This is a genomic window from Larkinella terrae, from assembly GCF_009668025.1.
GTDB lineage: Bacteria > Bacteroidota > Bacteroidia > Cytophagales > Spirosomataceae > Larkinella > Larkinella terrae.
Map to the genome: position 1 here is coordinate 215,458 of NZ_WJXZ01000011.1, position 21,597 is coordinate 237,054.

Genomic DNA, 21,597 nt, shown 5'->3' on the forward strand with positions numbered 1-21,597 from the left:
AATCTTCAACACAAACTTTAGCGGTTTGCCCACGAACCTGACGGCATTACCCACGGGTGTTTGGAAACGGATGCGGGCAGCGTTTTTTTTGGAGTCATGAATCCAACGCATTCCAATATGAAACTTGTTTTAGTAATGATGACACTACTGGCCGCGTGTCCGGTCTGGGGGCAATCGGACGATTCCACGGCTACACCCACGATTCCGCCCAAAAGCAGTTTTCGGTCGAGCTGGATCATGGAACCCGGTTTTTCGTATGCCTACACCCATCTGCCTACCCTTCATGGTTACTTTCGGGCCAATCAGGTTAAAGTCGACAAAACCTTCGACCGGCTGGCCCTGGCGGCTTTTGCCTATCGTCGGCAACGGTTTAAAGGAACGCTGCAGGCATTTTTTGGCATTGACAAGAGCTTACTTCCGCCCGATAAAAAAGGCACCTCGCTGTTCGCCCAGCGTCAGGGTGTCAGTGGGATCACCATTCTGCTGGGCTACGATGTGGCCAATACGCGCAACAAACGGGTTTTTATCAATGCCGGATTGGGCAGTATCCGCTACGAATACGGACTGTTTCGACCCAGTACGCAGGTGGTTTCGTTTCAAAACATGCTTCAGTATGCCGCCCCGGGAAATGTGCCGTCTCTGATCCAAACCAACGGTTTCTGGGATGTAAACGTGGAGGTTGTGCAGCGAGAAAAACGTCCCAATACATTTCAGTGGGTCAGTCGGGTTGGTTACCGGCGCAGTTTTCAGGCCAGCCCCTGGCGTTCCAACGCCTATGAACTGGTCGATGCGCCGAAGGAACGGGTCAGCCAGTTTTATCTCCAGGTTGGGTTGTACATTTCCCGCAATTTTTCGGGTCGTCAAAAGCCATGAAAACGCTTCTGCTCAGTCTCTTCGCGCTGTTTTTTAGCAGAGATACGGATCAGCCGCCCACCCAAACTGAAACCGCACAATTGATTTTATACCGGGAAAAAGAGTTTATTTCGGGTCTGGGTACGGCTTACACCTTTAAAATCAATGGTCAAAAAGCCGGAGCGCTGTCGCCCAATCGGTATGTGCAGCTCCCGGTGGCGCCGGGGCGAATAAAAATTGAGTTTTACAGTGATTATTTTACGGACAGCCGCCCCCTTTGGTTACGGGTGCAGGCGGGTCAGACCTACTACGTCAAGGCGGTGGTCGAAGTCGATTTTCTGAGTTCGGTGATGCTGATGGCGCCGGTCGATCCGCAGCAGGCCCAGAAGGAACTTCGCCGAATGAAGCCCGAAACCGGAAATTAAGCCCAAAACCGATTCCGTTTAATTCGTTCATGAACAGACAATCCCGCTCAAAACTCTTATTGGCCGTCGCCCTGACCGCCCTGCTGATGTATTGGGGCTGGCGGCTGTATGAGGTTGTTGGCCCACAGCTGGATCAGGAGTTACCCGATCTGGGAAGCCTGGTTCGCTACCTGCTGGGACTGCTGTTTCTGCTGTTCTGCATCGGGATGCTGGCGTATCTGAATTACCGGCTGGCCTTTCGGCGGTGGATGCCACAGGAAAAAACCAGGCCGTATTACTGGAGCTGGCTGTGTTTTTTCGCCTGGCTGCTGTTTGAAATGCTGCAATTGCGGACAGATCAGGAACCCGGTTTTATTGACGAAAACATCCTGGTTGCCAGCCTTTTAATCGGCTTTATGATTCTGTACGGTTTTATCGCGGATACCTGGCAAACCCGCCGACAGCAACAGCAACTGATTCAGCAAAAAACGGAAGCCGAGCTAACGGCCCTGAAGGCGCAGATTAATCCGCATTTTCTGTTCAATGCGCTGAACACTATCTACAACGAAGCTCAACGATCGGATAATGAGCCCGTTGCGGACCTGATCGAGCAACTGGCGGGTATTTTGCGGTTTACCCTCCAGGAATCCACGCGCCCGTCGATTTCCATTGAGCAGGAGTTTCAGTTTCTGGGAAAATACCTGGCCCTGCAACGCGCCCGGCTGCCCCAGGTCGCCACCCTGCAACTGGAAACCCGGCTGGATTGGGATGGACACCCCGCGCAACTGGCGCCCCTGCTGCTGATTCCGTTTGTGGAAAACATGTTTCAATACGGCATCAGCCTGGTTTATCCGGCGCGCCTGACTCTGGATGTGCTGGTCGAAAACCGGCAGCTCCGGATGCGGGTTACCAATACCATCGGGGTGGTAAACGGAGCGAAAACCGGGTCGGGGACCGGGATCAAAAACGCCCGTCAGCGGCTCGCGTTGCTGTATCCCAACCGCCACGATTTACGGATTGACCAAACCGATACCGTGTTTGACGTAACGTTACGAATCGACCTATAAACCGTATGCTTCGCGCAATTGCCATCGATGATGAACCCGCAGCCCTGGATGTCTTGCGCCGGTATGCCGACAAGGTTCCGTTTCTGGAGCTGACCCAGACCTTCCTGAACACAACCGACGCGCTGGCTCATCTGCATGCGCAGCGGGTCGATCTGATTTTTCTGGATATCCGAATGCCGGACCTGACCGGAACCGCTTTTGCCCAGTTGATTGCTCCGCTGCATAAACCGGTTGTTTTTACGACGGCCCACACCGACTATGCATTGGAAGGATTCGCCCTGAACGCGCTCGATTATTTGCTGAAACCCATTGAGTTCAGCCGGTTTTTGCAGAGCTGCAACCGAGCCTATACCCAGCATCTGCTGCAACGCGGGGAGCCGTCGAGCATTTTTGTAAAAGACGGTTACGACTGGGTGCGCGTGAATCTGGGCGATGTTCTGTACATCCATTCGGACACGAACCTGCTCTTCATTCACGAACAGAACCGGCAGGTAAGCACGCGCATGACGCTGGCCGAAATGGTGGAAATGCTGCCCGACGACCAGTTTATCCGGGTGCATAAATCGTACGTCGTAGCCCTGAAATCCATCCGCAAGCTGGAGCGCCATCAGGTGACGGTGGGCAACGTGGTCATCCCGCTGGCCGCCAGTTACCGCCCGGCGCTGGAACAACGACTGCTGAGAAAATGAAGAGTTGTATCGCGGAGTTGAGCGGAGAAGCGCAGAGTTAAGCGGAGTTTAGCATAAATTTCTCAGCTTAACTCCCTTTTTCTCCGCTCAACTCCGCGATATAACCCTTTATTTCTGATAAATCCGTACGTAATCGACTTCAAACCGCGCCGGGAATTTCGTGGCCGTCGGATCACCGCCGTTCTGGCCGCCGATCGCGAGGTTCAGGAGAACGTAGTGCGGTTGGTGGAACGGGTTTTTGCCGCTGCCGTCGCCGTTCACGGTTTTTGAAAGATCGACCGAGTTAAGCAACTGATCGTCAACGTATAGCTTGATGAATTTTTCATCCCAGTCCATGCGCCAGACGTGAAATTTTTCCGACCAGGAGGGATCGTTGAACTCGGTGACCGGCTTTTTGGTCGTGCTCCAGGCACCGACATTCTTTTTATCCGTGCCCCAGGCCGCGTTGGCGAGCAACATGCCCCGGTAATATTCCATGATGTCGATTTCGCCATTGGACGGCCACGAACCCGCAACACCCAGCGTCCAGAAAGCGGGCCACATACCGGGCCGAATGTCAATGCGTCCCCGCATCTCGAATCGCCCGTATTGCCACTGGTGTAACCCTCTGGTATTTAGGCTGGAAGACGTATAATGAATGGAGTCACGGCTGGTTTTCCAGTTGGTGCTGCCGGGCTGGCAGTTTGGGTTCGGGCGGTTTTCCCGACGACTTTCAATCACCAGAAAACCGTTCTCGCAGCGGGCGTTGTCGGGCTGGTACCACTGGTGTTCGTTGTTGCGGACAAAACCGGTTTCGAATTTCCAGTTTTTTGGATCGGGCGGGCCGGGCGTATCGAATTCATCGGCCCAGACCAGTTTCCAGTCATCGGCGGGCGGCACGGTCTGGCTGGCGAACAACCAGAGCAGGAGGCAGAAAAGCGGTTTCATAAACGGACGGTTTCAGGAATAACCCGGTAAAAATACTCGTTCGGAGCAGAATTGAAAAATGCGGTTTGGCGCTCGTTTACAGCACACCGTAAAGATTATAAACCGCAGACTTAACCGAACCGCATCGTTGGCGGTTATATAACCGTCGTTGGTTTTTATTGCATTGGTAATGAGCGGTAATTTTAACGGGTTGAACCGGTTTCGGTGGGTTGGCATGTGGCTCGGGCTGGTCGCCCAGATCGGGCTGACGGCCGCTGCGTTCGCTCAGTCTGAACCCGATACAACCCGGAAAGAAGTCAAAATACTGGGTATTTCGCTGGACACCCTTCTGACGGTTCACCCGCCCAAAGTAGACACCAATTACATTGCCACTTACTACGCCCATCTGCACGTTCGTCTGATTGGCCAGGGCCACGATTATTTCCTGCAACTCATTGGTAAACAGGACCATCTAACATACAGACCCAACGGCTCGTCGTCGTTTGGCGTGGGGGTGAGTTATTCGTGGCTGAGCGCGGAATTGACGACGAGAATACCGTATGCCAACCGGAATCTGCAGGACTCGCGGGGCCGAACGAAGCAGTTTGGCACCAGCCTAAGTTACAACGGCCGCCGGGTCTGGTTCAGTACCAGCTACCAGTCGTATCGGGGTTTGTATCTGAATAATCCCGAAATTCTCGAAAAAGACTGGTTTAGCACGCACATTGCCTACCCGCAACGCCCTGATCTGGTGAGTCATACCTGGTACAGCTCGCTGTATTACTGTTTCAACCACCGGCAGTTTTCCAACCCGGCCTCGCTGATGCAGCGCGAACGGCAAAAGAAAAGCGCGGGCTCTTTTCTGGCGGGAGCGACGATGATTCTGACCCAGATCAAAGGCGACTCGTCGCTGTTTCCGCACGTTGTCCGACCGTTGTTCCCGACCGACGCCGAACTGACCAAATACCGGTCGTTCAGTTACAGCCTCAACGCCGGATACATCCAGACATTTGTGTTTCAGAACTACTTTTTTACGACCCTGCTGGTGCGGCCGGGCGTCTCGCTTTACAAGGCAACCAGCTCACTGTCAGGCGAAAATAACCGGTCGCTGCCCGTCCGGACGGGTTTGCAGGGCGATTCCCGCATTACGGTGGGCTACAACAACGGCCGGTATTTCGCGGGCGCGACGTACGCGGTGGTTTTTCTCTCCGGCAATCTCGAAGGCAACAACGTTTTGCGGAGCTTTAATACCGATATCCGGCTAGTCGCTGGTATGCACTTCCCCTTTAAACCCCGGGGCCTGCTACACCGATTACCCGGTTTTTAGAAAGACTTTTTCCGCCAGCTTGAGCGATTTTAGTGAACTATTCGGAATTAAATCCCGACAAGACGGCGATATTCGGACGCTTTTTAAGAAATTTGTAACTAACTTTTTCAAAACTTAAACTAAGTTTTTCAGGTTTTATTTGCTGGAATACGGCTTAAGTTTTACCTTATAGGTTTGGTCATATTGAACCTTTAGCCAAATTCGAACAGAGACCGTCGGGTCTTTTGATCTAACATAATGATTGTTTCAAACACCGATACAACGAATTCAGGAATCGATCTGACCAATTGCGAATCGGAGCCTATTCACATTCCCGGTTATATTCAGTCCCACGGTTTTTTAGTGGCCATCTCTGCGGATGATTTTGTCATTCGGTATGCCAGTGAAAATGCGGCTTCGTTTGTCAATCGACCGGCCGCCGACCTGCTGGGAAAACCGCTGGAAGACCTGGTTTCCGAAACCGATTTGCCAGCCGTGGACTTGGTGGCTATTCTGAACGTTGGAAAACGCGAAAATACCTGGTCCCGGATGAATCCGCACCATTTTCGGCTGAATGGCCAGGAGTGGAACCTGATTGCGCACCAGCACGATCACCTCATTATTCTGGAATGGGAGCCGGTGGTTTCGGCGCAAGGCAACCTCGATCAGCAACTGGTGGCGGAGGCTTTAACCGAAGTGCAGTCGAACCGGACGCTGACGGAATTGATCCAGAATACCGCCCGGCGCGTCAAGCAAATCATTGGGTACGACCGGGTGATGGTGTATCGTTTTGGTTCCGACTGGCACGGCGAAGTCATTGCCGAAGAAAAAGAACCGCATCTGGAACCGTATCTGGGCCTTCATTACCCGGCTTCGGACATTCCGCGCCAGGCCCGCGAATTGTATAAAACCAATCTGGTACGGATTATCGCCGACGTGGGCAGCACACCTTCGCCTATTTTTTCGGTCAATAGCCAATCGGAGAACCGACCGCTGGACCTGACCCATTCGGTGTTGCGGGCGGTGTCGCCGATTCACATTGAATACCTGAAAAATATGGGCGTTCAGGCCTCCATGAGCATTTCGCTGCTCTACCGCGGTGAATTGTGGGGTCTGATTTCCTGCCACCATTCGACGCCCCGGTTTGTCGATTTTCCGGCGCGGCAAGCCGCCAAGTTCGTGAGCCAGTTGCTGTCGTCGGCGCTCGAATTTCGGAAAAATGAGGAAGACCAATCGTTTCTGTTTCAGGTTCAGCAGAACGAGCAGAAACTCAACAGCCAGATTCTGGAGGATTGGGACATTGTGGTGGGATTGACGCAGCATCCGGTGTCGGCCTTGAACATTACCAGCGCTACCGGAGCGGTTTTGGTGTTCGATAATAAGTTTTATTCGATGGGCAGCGTACCGAGTGATTCCGCCGTGGCCGGCATTACAAACTGGCTGGGTACGGAATCGTTCGATACGGTTTTTGAAACCGATCGGCTTCCCGAGCTTTACCCCATGGCGGAGGCCTTTCGGGATGTGGCGTCGGGCATGCTGGCCGTTGTGTTGTCGAAGGAATTGAACGAATATTTGCTCTGGTTCAAACCGGAGCAGGTTCGGCAGGTAACCTGGGCCGGAAATCCGGCTAAGCCCGTTACGATTTCGAACGATGGAAAGCCGTTTCTGCACCCCCGCAAGAGCTTCGAAGCCTGGTCGCAAACCGTCCGCAATACGTCGGAACCCTGGAAGGACGCCGAGATTTCGGTTGCCATCAAACTGCGGGAAGATGTGTTGCAGGTGGTGTCGCGGAAGGCCAACGAAGTCCGGCAATTGAACGAGCGGTTGCGGGTTGCCTACGAAGAACTTGACGCGTTCAGCTACACGGTTTCGCATGATTTACGGACGCCCCTGTCGTCGATCCGCTGTTATGCCGAAATCATCATGGAGGAACAGGGCGGCATCATGGATGACGATACGCGCGTGATGTTCCAGAAAATTCTGGATTCGACGGAGCGCATGCGGTCACTGATCCGGCACATTTTGTATTATTCCCGGATGGGTCGTACGGAACTGAACTTCCAGCCGCTCAATATGGCGAAAATGCTGGACGTGATTCGCGACGAGATTATGGTGACGGAAAACAAGAAAAACCGCCACCTGCGCATTGAATATGGCAAACTGCCAACGATTTTTGGCGATCCGACCATGGTCAATCAGGTTTTCACAAATCTGATTTCCAATGCGACCAAATATTCCCGGCTGGCTCCGGAGTCCGTTGTGCGGGTGGCTGGCCGGGAAACCGCCGAGGAAGTAATTTATACCGTTAAAGACAACGGTATTGGCTTCGATATGAAGCATGCCACGAAAATGTTCGACCTCTTCAAACGCCTGGAAAATGCTGCCAGCTTTGAAGGGACCGGCGTTGGTCTGGCCATCGTTAAACGGATTATGAGCCGCCACAAAGGAAAAATCTGGTTTCACAGCGACCCCAATCGCGAGACCACGTTTTCCGTTTCATTTCCGAAGGAAAACCAAACTTCGTAAACTTGTACGACCATGTTAGATGTATTGTATGTTGAAGACAATCCGGATGATGCCGACGTTTTTCGTCGGGTGATGCGGAAAATGGAGAAAGGAATCTCCTTTAAAGTAATCAATATCGGCTCCGAAGCCCTCGATTACCTCGGCGCGAAGGGCAAATACCTGTCGGAGCCCGCTCCGCTGCCCAAACTGCTGCTGCTGGATCTGGACTTGTCGGAATACAGCGGTTTTGAAATTATTGAAAAAGCCCGTTCGCTGGCTCGGACAAAGCTGCTGCCGATTGTGGTTTTCAGCACGTCCGATAATCCGCAGGACATCAGCCAGTCGTTTGAATTGGGGGCCAACGCTTATGTAGTAAAACCGGGTGGTTATCAAACAATTAATCAGTTATTACGGCGACTTTGTGATTTCTGGCTGATTGATAACAATGTAGTGTTTTAACCATGACGTTAGCGGAACGATTGCGGAGTGAAACCCGTGCCTTACACGAAGAAACCGAAGAACTGCTCTATACGGAACCCTTAAAAACCGGAGTGCTGACGTCCGATCAATACCGTCATCTGTTGCAGGTACATGCGGTTTTTCACCGGGACCTGGAAGTGGCTATTGAGCGAAATTCGGTTTTTTTTCAGGAGTACAACCAGACCGACCGCCGGAAATCACCCTGGCTGAAAGCGGATCTGGCCGAATTAGCAATCGCATTACCAGACAAACAGTCAGACCTGTTTGCGAATTGGTCGCCCGTCGAGCTGCTGGGCGCGGCTTATGTAGGTGAAGGTTCGATGCTGGGCGGAAAAGTGGTTTTTCACCATTTACAGAAAAGCCCGGATTTACAGCCACTTCTTCAGAATGCCCGGTTTTACCGGGGATACGGCGCAGAAGCACTCGAAAAATGGAAAGCTTTCGGAGCTATTTTAGCCGCGCAAAAAGAAGCTGATCACGCGACAATCATCGAAGCGGCCCGCGAGGCATTCCGGACGTATCACACTATTTTCAGACAGACAAAAGTTGAAAAACCGGCTGTGGTTTAGCCGGTCTGTCCGTAAACGGGCAGGAAAATCTTAAAGGTGGAGCCTTGTCCCACCTCGCTGGAAACGTCGATGGCTCCGCCGTGAATTTCGGCCACTTTCTTGCAGATCGCCAACCCAATACCGGTGCCGCTGTAGGCCGACCGGCTTTCCAGCCGCTGAAACGGCTGGAAAATCCGCGACTTGTATTTTTCGTCAAATCCAATACCGTTGTCGGCGACCTCAATCAGCAGAAACAGCCGCTGGGATTGATTCCGCAGTTCTTCGGGAAGTTCGCCGAGGTCGGGATAACTGGCGTTGATCTGGATCAGCGGTTTTTGATCGCCTTTCTGAAATTTGATGGCGTTTGCAACCAGGTTCTGAAACAACTGCCGCAAACGCAGCGGGTTGCCGAGCAAATTGGGCAGGGCCGACACGCGAACCGTGGCTTTTTTCTCCGAAATGGACAATTCCAGATCGCTCAGAACCTCCTTGATCAGTTTCGACAGGGAAATATTTTCAAACGGCTCGGTCTGGGTCGACAACCGCGAGTACGTCAATAAATCGCGCACCAGTACCTGCATCCGTTTGGCCGAATTCTGAATCCGGCGAACGAGGTCAATTTCGCCGTCCACCAGACTATCCGCAAACTGGCTTTGCAAAACGTCGCCGAACGCCTGTAGTTTTCGCAGCGGTTCCTGCAAATCGTGGGACGCGATGTAGGCAAACTGCTCCAGGTTTTCGTTAGAATTCCGGATCTGGTGAATCGTGGCTTCGAGCTGATGCTGCGTTCGCTTGTTATCAGTAACATCCAGAAACGTCACGCGCAACTCGTCACCAAACCGGCTGGCTACCACGGTCAGCCAGCGATCCGCACCGTCGGTGTTGTAATGATGTTCGAGTTCGAGCGGTTCATTCTGGGCGAAAGCCCGGCAGTAGTGATCGAATATACCGTTGGTTTTATACTTCGGAAACCAACGGCTGTGCAGTTCCCCAATCATGGCGTTGGGTTCCTGATGGACAAAAGATGCCAGCGTCTGATTCGCAACGGTGATGACAAAATCCGTTATCTCCCCTTTCTTACGCACCGGTTTCAACAGGTACAAGGCTGACTGTGAGCTGTCCAGCAGCGCCCGTAATCGAGCGATTTCAGTCAGTAACGAATCCGGTGTTGAATCCAGGGGTGGATTATTCATTGCAAATCAATCAAATCAGGCGGACAGTGTCGCTATTTAATCAACTAAGATAAGCAGTCAATTGTTGATTTTCTGTCCGAATAACTAAAAATGATTGTCCGGCATGATTGGGCTATAGGTATCGTCTGCGGCATTCTGGTATTTTTGCGCCAGAAACCTCTTTAAACCCATTTCCGGATGTCGACAACTCATTCCCTCTTTATCAACGACGCAACGATTCCCTGGGAGGAAGTCGGCCCCGGCGTCCGGCGCAAAATCATGGCGTACGACGCCAATCTGATGCTGGTGAAAGTGGCATTTGAAGCGGGCGGAGTGGGGGCCATTCACCACCATTACCACACTCAGATGAGCTACGTCGAGAGCGGGCGGTTTGCCATCACGATTGCCGACGAAACCCGGGAACTGAAAACCGGTGACGTTTACCACCTGCCGCCGAATGTGCCCCACGGCGCCGTAGCGCTGGAAGCGGGCGTTCTGGTGGACGTATTCACGCCCATGCGGGAGGATTTTTTATAGGCACGATACGGCTTGTTTTTACCGCTTTACCTGCATGTTAAGCTATTTCCCCGTCTGCGAGGTAAATGTGCTTTCGAAAATCTTGTCGGCATTTCCGGCTTCAAAACCGTCGCGTCGGTGTTCGCGCCGGATCTGATCGGCGGGGAGATGCTGGAATTCCGGTAACACGCGCCGTTCGGCAAACTCGACGTAGGAACCGGCAATGCGGTGAGTCTGTCCGTCGGCAAATTCGGCGTCGATGAGTTGCGCCACCGTCGAAGCCTGCAGCAAACCCTTATCCGGGCTGATTTTGATGGTACCGCCCGCGCTGTTGAGCTTAAAACCGCGTCGTTCCAGAAAAGCGACAAACTCCTGAATGGTGTTGTAACCCGGTTTCAGGTTGTGCACGCTAATCGTGAAATGGTTCAGGTAATAGCGGTTATAGATCACCCAGGCGGCATATTCGCTCTCTTTCAGCAGCGTCAGGTAATCATCGAGCGAGGGAATCTGCCAGAGCGGCTGGTGCAAAAACCGGTCGACGGCCTGGGCATCGTCCAGATCCAGCGTATCGACCGGATCGAAAACGACGCTATCCGTATACTTGTAAATGATGTGCTGGGCTTCGTCCGACAAATCCCGAACCCGTAGCTCGCTGACGAAGATGCGCGGATAATGCGGTTTCGGCGGACTGTACCAATACGCGTTCAGTTTTTTCTCCCTGAAATCGTACGGTTCCCGTTTTTCGTAACCGTAATGCAGAAAAATCTTCTCGAACGACTGAATCCCGAGACTCGGCAGTCCCATCGTCCGGAATGCAATGTGGTCATTTTCAATGTCGTCCGGTTTCTGAATGACCTTTTCGTCGATCAGCGCGTCGATGATGCCCAAAACATCGGGAACGCGCTCACTATACCGCGTCATTAACCCGTTCAGAACGGCGTCGAGGGTTTGAAGTTTGGATGAAGCTCCCATATCAGTCTGTCGAAAAACTATACTATTGTCGATTATCTGTCATTTTTGACAGTAAAGTTTCGGATTTGTCAATTATAACAGGTTTTGTCGATAACCGGCAATAATCGTATCTTTAACTATAAATAAAGGATTATGGCTACTGTCGATTCTAAAAACGCTCCTTTGGAACAGTCCGCTTTATCGACTGGGAAACTAAGTCCGTTACAGCTTCATATGCTGAGGACCTTTGATCGGGAGTTAAGTGAGGAACAGGAACGGGAAATCAAGCAGTTGATTGCTGATTATTTTTTCCGGCTCGTTGATCAGGAAGCGGACGAAATTGAAACTCAAAAAAAATATACCCCCGACGATTTTGAGAAGATGGCCCACAAACACCGCCGGACTCCTTATCGGCAAACGGAGAAATGATTGTCATTATCGACTCAAATTGTTTGTCGGCATCCATCAGTAAAAAGTCGCCCTATCGCTGGCTTTTCGATGCATTACGAAACCGTGAATTTGAGTTTGGCATCACTACCGATATTCTGGCTGAATATGAGGAACATCTCCAGTCGTACTTCAACATAAATCTCGCTCATAACGTCACGGAAGGGTTATTAAACAGCCAAAATGCAATTCTGGTAACCCCTACTTATTTCTGGAATTTGATTGAAGCGGATCAGGACGACAACAAGTTTGTGGATTGCGCAGTAGCTTGTCAGGCGGATTACATCATAACGTTTGATCATCATTTTGACATCCTGAAAAAGATCCCGTTTCCCCGAATCAGTCCGATTACCCCAAAGGAGTTCTTTGCTATCCTTTATCAACAATAAAGGGCTTATTCCACCACTACCTCATCCACGGATACCGACGTTGGCAGGCCTTCGCGGGGAGAACCGGCTGGCGCTGGCCCGGCGTTTTTGGCCTTGATCCGCACGTACCGCGCCCGGGCGGTTTTGAAATCGGCGACCACCGGCAACATGCCCCACGAGCCTTCCAGCGCATAGTTGACGGGCTGACTCACCGCATCTTTGTAGGTATTTCCGTCCTGCGACAGGCCGATTTCGACGGAAGTCGGCGGAAAATCGTTGTAGGAAATCCGCTTCAGGAAGTTGGCAGAAACCTTCGTAACGGGCCGGACTTCGCCCAGATCGATCGTTACTTCCAGGTCTTCGCCCGAAACGCTCACCCATTCCGATTTGTTGCGCGGACTTTGCGCCACCTGCCCGTCGGTCAGTTTTTTCCTGTTCGGATCGGACTTTTCGGCGGCTGCGTTCGCGTAGGTATACGATTTACCTTTCGCCCGGTGGATGTAAAACGTTTCCTCAAATTTGGCCCCCGCAGTGGTGATGGCCTTGACGGTCGTCGTTTTTTTCAGCGCAATCGGCGTGAAGTATTCCGTCGAGGATGTGGTGGGCTGCTTACCGTTGGTGGTGTAATAAATCTTGCTGTCGGAATCGAGTTTTTCCAGCCGAACCTGCAACTGGTCGGCGTCGGTAAACTGCGTAACGGCCCGGATGTCGAGCAGCCGTTTGGAATAATTGACGTTCAGGTACGAAAGCCGCTTCAGGTGTTCTTTCAGCCGAACCGCAAAATCCTCAAAGTTGCGCGGTCCCTGCGGAATCCAGCCGATTTCGGCCAGCGCCGACGCCCGCGGATACACCATGTATTCGACATGCTGGGTCGTCGGAATGTATTCCGTCCAGACGTTTCCCTGCACGCCCAGAATGTATTTCTGCTGTTCGGGCGATAGTTCGGTTGGCGTAGGCTCGTAGCTGTATACTTTTTCGATCGGCAGAAAACCGCCCCCGGCCAGCGGTTCCTGCGCCGGATTGCCCTGATACTGATCCAGGTAGCAGAAATCGCCGGGCGTCATCACGACGTTGTGCTTTTGCTTGGCGGCTTCAATACCGCCCTCGGTGCCGCGCCAGCTCATCACCGTCGCGTTGGGTGCTAAACCGCCTTCCAGAATTTCGTCCCAGCCAATAATGGCCCGGCCTTTCGAATTGACAAACTTTTCGATGCGCTGAATAAAGTAACTCTGCAATTCGTGCTCGTCCTTGAGCTTCAGTTTTTTGATCAGATCCTGACAAAACGCGCTGGCTTTCCAGGCGTCTTTCGGGCATTCGTCCCCGCCAATATGAATGTATTTTCCGGGAAATAACGCCATCACTTCCGTCAGAACGTTCTGTAAAAACGTGAACGTCAGCTCACTCGGACAATACACATCCTTGAAAATACCCCAACGCGTAGCCACCTCGTATTTTTTCGATGGGTCGCACGAAAATTCGGGATAGGACGCCAGAGCCGCCAGCGCGTGGCCCGGCATTTCAATTTCCGGAATAATAGTGATGTGCCGGGCGGCCGCATACCGAACCACCTCCGTGATCTGGGCCTGCGTATAAAAACCGCCGTATTCTTTTCCGTCGTATTTGAACGGATAATTTTCAGCGTTGTGACCGACGACGGTTTCCTTCCGTTTCGAGCCAATTTGCGTCAGTTTGGGGTATTTCCTGATCTCAATCCGCCAGCCCTGATCGTCGGTTAAATGCCAATGAAAGGTGTTGAATTTATGCATCGCCATCAGATCGATAAACCGCTTGACGAACGAAACCGGCATGAAATTCCGTCCCACATCGAGCATCAGACCCCGATAGCCGTAGCGCGGCCGGTCGAGAATCTGGCAGGCCGGGATTTTCCAAACCACAATATCAACCTTCGTGGGACTGAAAACCGCCGTCGGCAGGAGCTGGAGCAAGGTCTGGACGGCGTAAAAATAACCCTTCGGCGTTTCGGCCTCCACCACAACCCGGTCGGGCGAAACGTTCAGGATATAGCCTTCCGGGCCGCATTTCCCGGCTTTATGCGCCTGAAAAACAATATGTTTGCCTTTCACCAGCGCGGGCGATGCCGGAGCTACGGCCAACGGATAGCCGCTGGCGGTTTTTAGTTGACTGGCCAGCGTTTGGGCAGTTGCCCGCTGCCCTGCATCTTTGGCGTTAATAACGATTCGCGTTGCCGCCGAAACGGTAAAATGGCCGTCTTTCCCCGCAAACTGGGCGGGAAAGGGGAGCAAATTGTAGGCGTTATCGGATTGGGCACTCAGGGAAAAAGAAACAGTCAGGCACAACAGGAAGGCAACGAGTCGTTTCATGCAAAAAAGTACGGTGGTTGGCAAAAATCAAAGGTAGGCAAAAATGCACGGAACGCTTCCAGATTCATAGCAAACGGCTTAAACCGGCTCCTGAAGCGTCAACGGAACCCGAATGACCACCCGCGTTCCGGCGGGTTCGTGGTCATCGTCCATTTTGTCGATCATCGTTACGCCGGCTTCCTTTCCGCTTCGCTGTTGAATCAGTAACAGCCGCTCTTCGGTTACTTTCAGCCCCACGCTCTGGTGCGAGGTAGCCGAACTCCGTTTGAGCGCAGCGGCTTTTTGCCGACCCACACCGTCGTCGTCGACCATGCATTCGAGCTGTTCGCCGACGGGTTTGATGCAGACCCGAATAAAGCCCCGGCTTTTTTTGTGGGCAATTCCGTGCAGAATCGCGTTTTCGATATAGGGCTGAATGATCATCGGCGGAATGGAAACCCGCTCCTGATCAAGCGACGGATCGGCTTCAATCGAAAAGTCGAATTTGTGGTTAAACCGCAATTGCTCCAGTTCCAGATACAGTTGAAGCTGCTCGGTTTCGCTGCCCAGCGGCACCCATTCCTGCCGCGAATTGCCGAGAATGAGCCGCATCAGCCGCGCAAACTTGACGAGGTATTTATCCGCATTGTCGCTGTCGTTCTGCAACACAAAAAGCCGCACGGCGTTCAGCGAATTATACAGAAAATGGGGGTTCATCTGCGAGCGCAACGCTTTCATTTCCGACATCGCAATGCGTTCGCGCAGCTCGCTTTTCTCCTGCTGCTCCTTCGCCACGCGCCGGTTTCGCCACTGGACGACGAAAGCTACCGAAGCAATCAGGGCGCCCAGGGCGGCAATCCGGAACCACCACGTTTCCCAGAACGGCGTCCGGATCGTAATCCGCAGCCGATAGCCTTCCCGGTTCCAGATGTTGTCATTATTGGCCGCAATGACATGCAGCACGTAATCGCCGGACGGCACGTTGGTGTAACTGGCAAAGGGCCGGGTGCCAGTCTGGTTCCACTTTTCTTCGGAGCCTTCGAGCCGGTACGCGTAGCGGTTAGCGCCGGGATTGTCGAAATTAAGCGCGGCCATTTCGAAGCTGAACTGATTCTGGTCGTGGTCGAGCACGATGTCCGGCGGAGTAGCCGAGAGGTTGCGTAACAATTCACGTCCGTTGACTTTAAACGAGGTCAGATACACCGGCGGCACAAAGCGGTTGATGCGGATTTTGCCGGGCTGAATATAGACCAGGTCGCGCATGGCCCCGAAATAAAGCCGCCTTTTACCGTCGCGCTCGCTCGATCCTGACTCAAATTCGGAGGTGGGCAATCCGTCGGCTTCGTCGAACGGGACAAACCGCAACTGCTTGATGTCGGTCACGGCTACCCCGTTGGAAGTGCTGACCCAGAGTGTGTCGCCGGTCAGTCGCAGACCCGCAATGTCACTGTTGGGTAAACCGTGTCGCGTAGTAAAAACATCGAATTTTTTAGTGGCTTCATCAAGCCGACCCAGGCCATTGTCGGAGCTAATCCACAATTTACCGGTTTCGTCTTCGGCAAAATCCGTGATGCCTTCGTCCGGCAAACTGTGCAGGTCCTCCTCTTTATGGACGTACGTGTCCAGCAGTTTCAAATCGGGACTGATTTTGAAAACCGGTCCTAAACCGCCTACCCACAGGTTGTTGAAGCGGTCGAGGTACATCGTGTTGTAGTTTTTGCCGGGCAGTTTCCGAATGCGTTCGTCGTTGAACTGATTCAGAAACGTGTTGGTCCTGGGATTATAAATGGTCAGTTTCTCATTGGTACCGATAAAAACCCGGCCATCGCGGTGCTGAATCACGCTGAAAACCTGACTTCCGGCCACAAAATTGCGCCGTTTGGGATTGAAGGGCGGATAATTGTCGAGGTCGTCCGGGGCGGGCAAACAGGGAATTTGCTCAAAGAGGTGCGTGCTGGTGTCCAGCCGACTCACGCCGGTTAAATGGCCGACCCAGACTTTGCCGGTTTTTTCGGCTAAAACGCTGTAGGTAAGATTATTGCCAATCGTTTTGGGATTGTTTGGATCGTGCCGATACAGCCGGTAGGATTGTTTAGCGGGATCGATCATCGTCAAGCCGTCGCGGGTTGCAATCCAGAGCCGGTCTTTTTCGTCGAACGAAAGCGAGGCCGCATCCTTCCCCAGCGTCGAAGCGGGGTGATATCCAACGTCGTCGAAGAGGGAACGGAACTTGTCGATTTTGGGGTTGAACCAGCTCAGACCCGCGTCGTCGGAGCCAATCCAGATGATGCCGGACTGGTCTTCAAACAGGGTTTTCAGCGAATTGGATACCAGGCTGCGGGGGTTGTTTTCGTCGTTTTTGTACCCCAGAAACCGGTTTTTGGGCGCATCGTACCGAAACAACCCCTCCCCGGCCGTACTGATCCACAGATTCTCATTTTTGGTAATCAGGATCGACGTAATCCCCCGGCCCACATCAATCGGCATGCGCCGGAACTGACCGGTCACCGGATTCAGAATAGCCACACGCCCCTGACGGGTGCCCACGTAAATGTCGCCCGAACGCGGATGCCGGGCTATCGACAATACATAATCATCAGGCAGTGAGGTTGGTACGGATTCGTTATGGCGAAACGTCCGGAACTGTTTCGTTTGCCGGTTGTAGGAATAAAGACCCGCCTGCGTGCCGATCCAGAGGGTGGAGCCATCGACCACGATTTGCCGGATGGAACTGGCCGTTGGCCGGTCGGCAGAATCGGATGGGATGGTCAGGAGACTGGCTTTTTCGGTAGCCGGATTGAAGGTGACGACTCCGTTGTTGGTGCCAAACCACAGCAAACCGTCGGGCGTTTGGGCGGCTGTGCGGACAAAATTGCAGCCCTCGCCCAGCTCCGTAAAATAAAACCGCTTGATTTCCTGGGTTTTCGGATTGATGCGGTTCAGCCCTTTCTGGGCGCCAACCCACAAAATACCGTCCCGGGATTTGAAAATACAGCGGGTGATACGGTGCGAGAGCGACTGCGGATTACCGGTTTGGGGGCCGTAATTGATGCAGCGCAGGCCGTCGAAACGCGTGACGCCATTAACCGTGGCAATCCAGATAAAACCCAGATCATCCTGCGTAATGGCCGACGTGAAGTTGGTGGCCAGCCCCATGCGCAGCGTCAATCGCTGAAACGACAGCGTGGGCGATTGAGCCAACACCTGTACCTGTGTACACAACAGCCATATTATCAACAGCAACGCCGGGCGTCGTTCGGTAATCATTGAACAAATGCAGAGGAAGTAGGTGCCGAAACCGCTCGTTCGTTTTCCGCTTTTCAAACGAAGCAAATGTACTACGAAAACTAATCATCAGGGAACGCTTTGGTTACTTTTAGTGTGTACGGTACCGCAGGATAGTAACGGTCTTCGTAAACCGATGAAGTCAAATTCCGCAGACAGCCGAAAAACCGCCATTGGAATCATCAGCGGTTTTTCAGCTGTCTGTTAAATCGGGCGACTGGATGGTGGAAATCAAGACGGAAATCACCGCGAACGGCGCACGAACAGGGACACTTTACCAGCGATTAATTAACCGCCAGCCGGAAAACCGCCCCGTTGATCGTCTCATCGACGCGCAACTGGCAGGCCAGCCGACTATCGGAATCGGCATCGGGCAGCGTGTCCAGCATAGTCCCTTCCGCATCGTTCATGGGTGGGAGATGTTCGGCACCTTCCAGCACACGAACGTGACAGGTTGCACACAGAGCCATGCCCCCGCAGGTCGCCAGAATGGGGTAATCGGATGCTTTCAGCACTTCCATCAGGCTCAGGCTAATGCCTTCCGGAATTTCAATCGGCTGCTGATCACCGTGCTGGTCTTCAATTGTGATGTGGATCATGGTATAGAAGTGAGAGTTTAGACAAGAGACAAGAGATTAAAAAAGGCGAATAGCCAGCAGTTCAAATCTCTACTCTCTTGTCTCGCATCTTTTGTCTGTTAAAAAACTGGAATTCCGTTAACGGTGGTGTATTTGAAACTTAATTTCTGGCTTGGATAGACGTATTTGAAGGCGCTTTGGCACATCAGGGCGGCTTCGTGAAAACCGCACAAAATCAGTTTCAGTTTGCCGGGATAGGTGTTGATGTCGCCGATGGCGTATATCCGTTCCACGTTCGTGGAATAATCGGTCGTGTCAACCTCGATGGCGGCCTTGTCGATCTGAAGGCCCCAGTCGGCGATGGGCCCGAGTTTGGGCGTCAGGCCAAAAAGCGGAATCAGGTGGTCGGTGGCTAGATTCGTCACGGTTTTGTCTTTGGCCGTCACCGTAATTTCCTGCAAATGTCCATTTCCGGAAACCCGGCTGATGTTCGATTGCAGAATCAGGTTGATTCGGCCTTCCCGGGCCAGTTCGAACACTTTTTCGGCCGAATCGGGCGCGCCCCGGAAACTGTCGCTGCGGTGAATGAGCGTCACTTCTTTAGCTATATTGGCCAGAAAAACCGTCCAGTCGAGGGCCGAATCGCCCCCGCCCGCCAGCACCACCCGACGGTCGCGCAGTTGCTCCGGGTTTTTGATCATGTACGCAACGCCCTTTCCTTCAAAGGCTTCCAGTCCTTCAATCTCCGGTTTTCGGGGTTCAAAACAGCCCAGCCCACCGGCAATGACAACCACCTGGCAATGCACCCGAGTTTGTTCGTTGGTCGTAATGCAAAACGACCCGTCGGCCTGGCGCTCCAGGTTTTCCACGCGCTCGCCCAGCGTGAACGTCGGATGAAACGGCGCAATCTGTTCCATCAGATTATCCACCAGTTCCTGCGCATTGACGGCCGGAAAACCGGGAATGTCATAAATCGGCTTCTGCGGATAAATCTCGGATAACTGCCCGCCCACCTGCGGCAGCGCATCGATCAGGTGGCAGCGCATTTTCAGTAAACCGGCTTCAAAAACCGCAAATAGCCCGACGGGGCCCGCGCCAATAATGCATATGTCTGTTGTGATCATGGTCCTTGTATTTGTTGTGTTCGATGGGTTAATCCCCGAACTGATGCGGCAAAGGTAGGCGCTACACCACAAATGACTATAACAAAATGTATGACAAATCAGAATATACCATAATCACAGGTAATAGAGAATCGGTTTCCTGGTCCGACTGAGTCAATGGTCACGGGTTGGCGCATAAAGCCTCTTTTTTGTCGGAAAATGCGACAGACTGAACCGTCGGAATACCCCAATTTTGTAACCATAGTTGAACACTACTTACACAAACAGTAAACAACATCAAAACATGAAAAAACGTATTCCTTCCGCTATTCAGTTAGCGAAAAATCCTGCGTGGGTGAATACCGTATTTACCAAGCGCGCCTTTGCCATTCTTCTTTCGGCTACGTTTCTGGTCACAGGTTGTAAAAAAGACGAAGTTGAACCAACCAATCCGACGAACACGCTGACGGCCAATGCCGGTGCGGATCAGGAAGTGCAGGTGGGCGAAACCGTTAAACTGGACGGCAGTGCCTCCGTCGATACCAAAGGAGCTCCGTTGACATACCAATGGACCATTGCTACCAAACCGGCCAAAAGTACGGCGGCTGTCACCTCCGCCACCACCGCCAAACCCACGTTCGTACCGGACGAAGTTGGTGATTATGAGCTGGAACTGACCGTTTCGAACGCAAACGGAAGCAGTAAGGATAAGGTTAAAATTGCCGCTTCCGTCGCACAGCCAGTCGTGCTCGACAAAAATATCACGGTAAAAACCGTACTGACCGACCGCATTTCCAACCCGGATTACGCGGATTATATTGTTCCGAAAAGCCTGGCTGTCACCAGCGAACTGACCATCAACCCCGGCGTGGTGATTGCCTTCGAACGGGATACGCGCTTCGATATCAACGACGGCGGTGGACTGATCATCGCCAAAGGAACGGCGGACAAGAAAATCCGCTTCATTGGTGTCGAAAAAACCAAAGGTTACTGGGTCGGCATCATGATTTATTCGGGCAGTAACGCCAACGTCCTGGAAAACATTGAAGTGATGCACGCCGGAAGCCGGACCATCATCAGCTCGACCAAAGCCGGGATGGCGTTATTCGGCGGTGGAAAAGCGCAAATCGCCCTGAAGAACAGCCTGTTCTCGCAAAATGATGGTTACGGCCTGCTGGTGCAGGAAGGTAGCCTGCTGCGCGAATTTGCGGCCAACACCTTTACAAAAAATACCGAAGCCGGAATCGTTGTAGACCCCGCCAACGTCGATAAACTGGATGCGGCTTCGGTTTTCACGGGTGAAAATGGCCGGAACGTGGTCGAAATCAAAGGCTATTACCTGCGGGAAGGCAGCGACATTACCTGGGGCGGTTTCAAAGACAAAACGCCGTACCGTTTGACGGGTGATTTTGCGGTCGAATGCGGCCTGACGCTGAGCCCCGGTGTAACGATTGAAGGCGCCCGCGATGTGGTGATGATGATCAACTCCAAAGGCTATCTGATTGCCAAAGGGACCGCGACCGATAAAGTAACGTTCACCGGTGCCGACCGGACGGGCGCGACCTGGAAAGGGCTGATGATTTATTCGGTCAACTCGCGAAATGTCATTGAAAATGCAGAAATTAGCAACGGCGGTAGTCTGGCAATCGTTTCGGGCAAAAAAGCGAATCTGGCCCTGTACGGCGGCAACCTGTCCATCAAAAATACAACGATCTCGAATAGTGGCGGTTACGGAATTTTCGTAAGTTACAGCTCGAAACTGAACGCCGATGCCTCGACCACCAACACGTTCAAATCCAACGCTCAGGACAACGTCCTGCTGGAAAAATAAAAATTAAAGACTTTGAGATTAAGGGTTTAGGGATAATACTTACAGCCCGGTACTGCTAGTGCCGGGCTGTTTTTTTAATGATAAATGGAGAATGATGACTGTAAAATGGTAAAGTGCGGGCTTTGAAACATTTTTATAGTTGACATTTATTTTAACGAAAACTATGAGATTTTTGGCCCCTTAGGGGTCTGATGTTTGTAGAAAAACGGCCTTCCAGGCATCCAGTGCGTGCCATCGGTACGCAACTAAGCTTGAATTGCGTACCGAT

General features: G+C 52.5%; 19 protein-coding genes. 12 read left to right on the forward strand and 7 right to left on the reverse strand.

All coding sequences use genetic code 11. The features are described from left to right. Positions 1 to 117: 117 nt before the first annotated feature. From GJJ30_RS18385 to GJJ30_RS18400, 4 genes are read left to right on the forward strand one after another with little or no spacing between them, the layout of a single operon-like run. Positions 118 to 873: a hypothetical protein gene (locus tag GJJ30_RS18385; protein WP_154176643.1), complete on the forward strand. Its 756-nt coding sequence runs from the start codon at positions 118 to 120 to the stop codon at positions 871 to 873. Further along, a complete protein-coding gene (locus tag GJJ30_RS18390; RefSeq protein ID WP_154176644.1) occupies positions 870 to 1,277 on the forward strand; it encodes a DUF2846 domain-containing protein in 408 nt (135 codons plus the stop codon). The genes GJJ30_RS18385 and GJJ30_RS18390 overlap by 4 nt, the downstream gene beginning before the upstream one ends. A 29-nt stretch (positions 1,278 to 1,306) precedes the next feature. After that, positions 1,307 to 2,323, forward strand: a complete 1,017-nt coding sequence (locus GJJ30_RS18395; RefSeq protein WP_154176645.1) for a sensor histidine kinase — start codon at positions 1,307 to 1,309, stop codon at positions 2,321 to 2,323. Between the two features lie 5 nt (positions 2,324 to 2,328). Beyond that, positions 2,329 to 3,012, forward strand: a complete 684-nt coding sequence (locus GJJ30_RS18400; RefSeq protein ID WP_154176646.1) for a LytR/AlgR family response regulator transcription factor — start codon at positions 2,329 to 2,331, stop codon at positions 3,010 to 3,012. Positions 3,013 to 3,120: 108 nt separating this feature from the next. Here the strand turns inward: GJJ30_RS18400 and GJJ30_RS18405 are convergent, their stop codons facing one another. Continuing rightward, positions 3,121 to 3,939: a glycoside hydrolase family 16 protein gene (locus GJJ30_RS18405; protein ID WP_154176647.1), complete on the reverse strand. Its 819-nt coding sequence runs from the start codon at positions 3,937 to 3,939 to the stop codon at positions 3,121 to 3,123. Positions 3,940 to 4,108: 169 nt separating this feature from the next. On the opposite strand from GJJ30_RS18405, the gene GJJ30_RS18410 reads away from it, so the two are divergent. The 4 genes from GJJ30_RS18410 to GJJ30_RS18425 all read left to right on the forward strand — a co-directional run bounded on the left by GJJ30_RS18410 (position 4,109) and on the right by GJJ30_RS18425 (position 8,778). Next, the gene (locus GJJ30_RS18410) at positions 4,109 to 5,245 is read left to right on the forward strand and encodes a DUF4421 family protein (protein ID WP_154176648.1); all 1,137 of its coding nucleotides are present in this window, start codon (positions 4,109 to 4,111) and stop codon (positions 5,243 to 5,245) included. Positions 5,246 to 5,482: 237 nt separating this feature from the next. Beyond that, the gene (locus GJJ30_RS18415) at positions 5,483 to 7,750 is read left to right on the forward strand and encodes an ATP-binding protein (protein ID WP_154176649.1); all 2,268 of its coding nucleotides are present in this window, start codon (positions 5,483 to 5,485) and stop codon (positions 7,748 to 7,750) included. A 12-nt stretch (positions 7,751 to 7,762) separates the two neighbouring features. Then, positions 7,763 to 8,188 carry a response regulator gene (locus GJJ30_RS18420; RefSeq protein WP_154176650.1) on the forward strand — a complete coding sequence of 142 codons (426 nt, stop codon included), beginning with the start codon at positions 7,763 to 7,765 and terminating at the stop codon, positions 8,186 to 8,188. A gap of 2 nt (positions 8,189 to 8,190) precedes the next feature. Next, a complete protein-coding gene (locus GJJ30_RS18425; protein WP_154176651.1) occupies positions 8,191 to 8,778 on the forward strand; it encodes a biliverdin-producing heme oxygenase in 588 nt (195 codons plus the stop codon). Here the strand turns inward: GJJ30_RS18425 and GJJ30_RS18430 are convergent. After that, entirely contained in the window at positions 8,775 to 9,950 is a 1,176-nt protein-coding gene (locus GJJ30_RS18430; RefSeq protein ID WP_154176652.1) for a PAS domain-containing sensor histidine kinase, read from the reverse strand. The two genes, GJJ30_RS18425 and GJJ30_RS18430, sit on opposite strands and share 4 nt — an antisense overlap. Before the next feature lie 177 nt (positions 9,951 to 10,127). Between GJJ30_RS18430 and GJJ30_RS18435 the strand changes: the two genes are divergently transcribed. After that, complete coding sequence (locus tag GJJ30_RS18435; protein WP_154176653.1) at positions 10,128 to 10,466, forward strand: cupin domain-containing protein; 339 nt, start codon at positions 10,128 to 10,130, stop codon at positions 10,464 to 10,466. 42 nt (positions 10,467 to 10,508) lie between these two features. Here the strand turns inward: GJJ30_RS18435 and GJJ30_RS18440 are convergent, their stop codons facing one another. Continuing rightward, positions 10,509 to 11,417: a DUF1338 domain-containing protein gene (locus tag GJJ30_RS18440; protein ID WP_154176654.1), complete on the reverse strand. Its 909-nt coding sequence runs from the start codon at positions 11,415 to 11,417 to the stop codon at positions 10,509 to 10,511. Between the two features lie 132 nt (positions 11,418 to 11,549). Between GJJ30_RS18440 and GJJ30_RS18445 the strand changes: the two genes are divergently transcribed. Both GJJ30_RS18445 and GJJ30_RS18450 read left to right on the forward strand, forming a co-directional pair. Continuing rightward, positions 11,550 to 11,825 carry a DUF8507 family protein gene (locus GJJ30_RS18445; protein ID WP_498071978.1) on the forward strand — a complete coding sequence of 92 codons (276 nt, stop codon included), beginning with the start codon at positions 11,550 to 11,552 and terminating at the stop codon, positions 11,823 to 11,825. Further along, positions 11,822 to 12,232 (forward strand): putative toxin-antitoxin system toxin component, PIN family, encoded by a 411-nt coding sequence (locus GJJ30_RS18450; protein ID WP_154176656.1) that lies wholly within the window; start codon positions 11,822 to 11,824, stop codon positions 12,230 to 12,232. The genes GJJ30_RS18445 and GJJ30_RS18450 overlap by 4 nt, the downstream gene beginning before the upstream one ends. 5 nt (positions 12,233 to 12,237) lie before the next feature. Here GJJ30_RS18450 and GJJ30_RS18455 read toward each other — a convergent pair whose 3' ends face one another. The 4 genes from GJJ30_RS18455 to GJJ30_RS18470 all read right to left on the reverse strand — a co-directional run bounded on the left by GJJ30_RS18455 (position 12,238) and on the right by GJJ30_RS18470 (position 19,519). Continuing rightward, positions 12,238 to 14,553: a glycoside hydrolase family 20 protein gene (locus tag GJJ30_RS18455; protein WP_154176657.1), complete on the reverse strand. Its 2,316-nt coding sequence runs from the start codon at positions 14,551 to 14,553 to the stop codon at positions 12,238 to 12,240. 78 nt (positions 14,554 to 14,631) lie between these two features. Further along, on the reverse strand, positions 14,632 to 17,799 hold the full coding sequence (locus GJJ30_RS18460; protein WP_229313230.1) for a sensor histidine kinase: 3,168 nt from the start codon (positions 17,797 to 17,799) through the stop codon (positions 14,632 to 14,634). Positions 17,800 to 18,101: 302 nt separating this feature from the next. Next, positions 18,102 to 18,416: a 2Fe-2S iron-sulfur cluster-binding protein gene (locus GJJ30_RS18465; protein ID WP_154176658.1), complete on the reverse strand. Its 315-nt coding sequence runs from the start codon at positions 18,414 to 18,416 to the stop codon at positions 18,102 to 18,104. 98 nt (positions 18,417 to 18,514) lie between these two features. After that, a complete protein-coding gene (locus GJJ30_RS18470) occupies positions 18,515 to 19,519 on the reverse strand; it encodes an NAD(P)/FAD-dependent oxidoreductase (RefSeq protein ID WP_154176659.1) in 1,005 nt (334 codons plus the stop codon). Between the two features lie 283 nt (positions 19,520 to 19,802). On the opposite strand from GJJ30_RS18470, the gene GJJ30_RS18475 reads away from it, so the two are divergent. Next, the gene (locus GJJ30_RS18475; protein WP_154176660.1) at positions 19,803 to 21,329 is read left to right on the forward strand and encodes a right-handed parallel beta-helix repeat-containing protein; all 1,527 of its coding nucleotides are present in this window, start codon (positions 19,803 to 19,805) and stop codon (positions 21,327 to 21,329) included. Positions 21,330 to 21,597 lie beyond the last annotated feature (268 nt).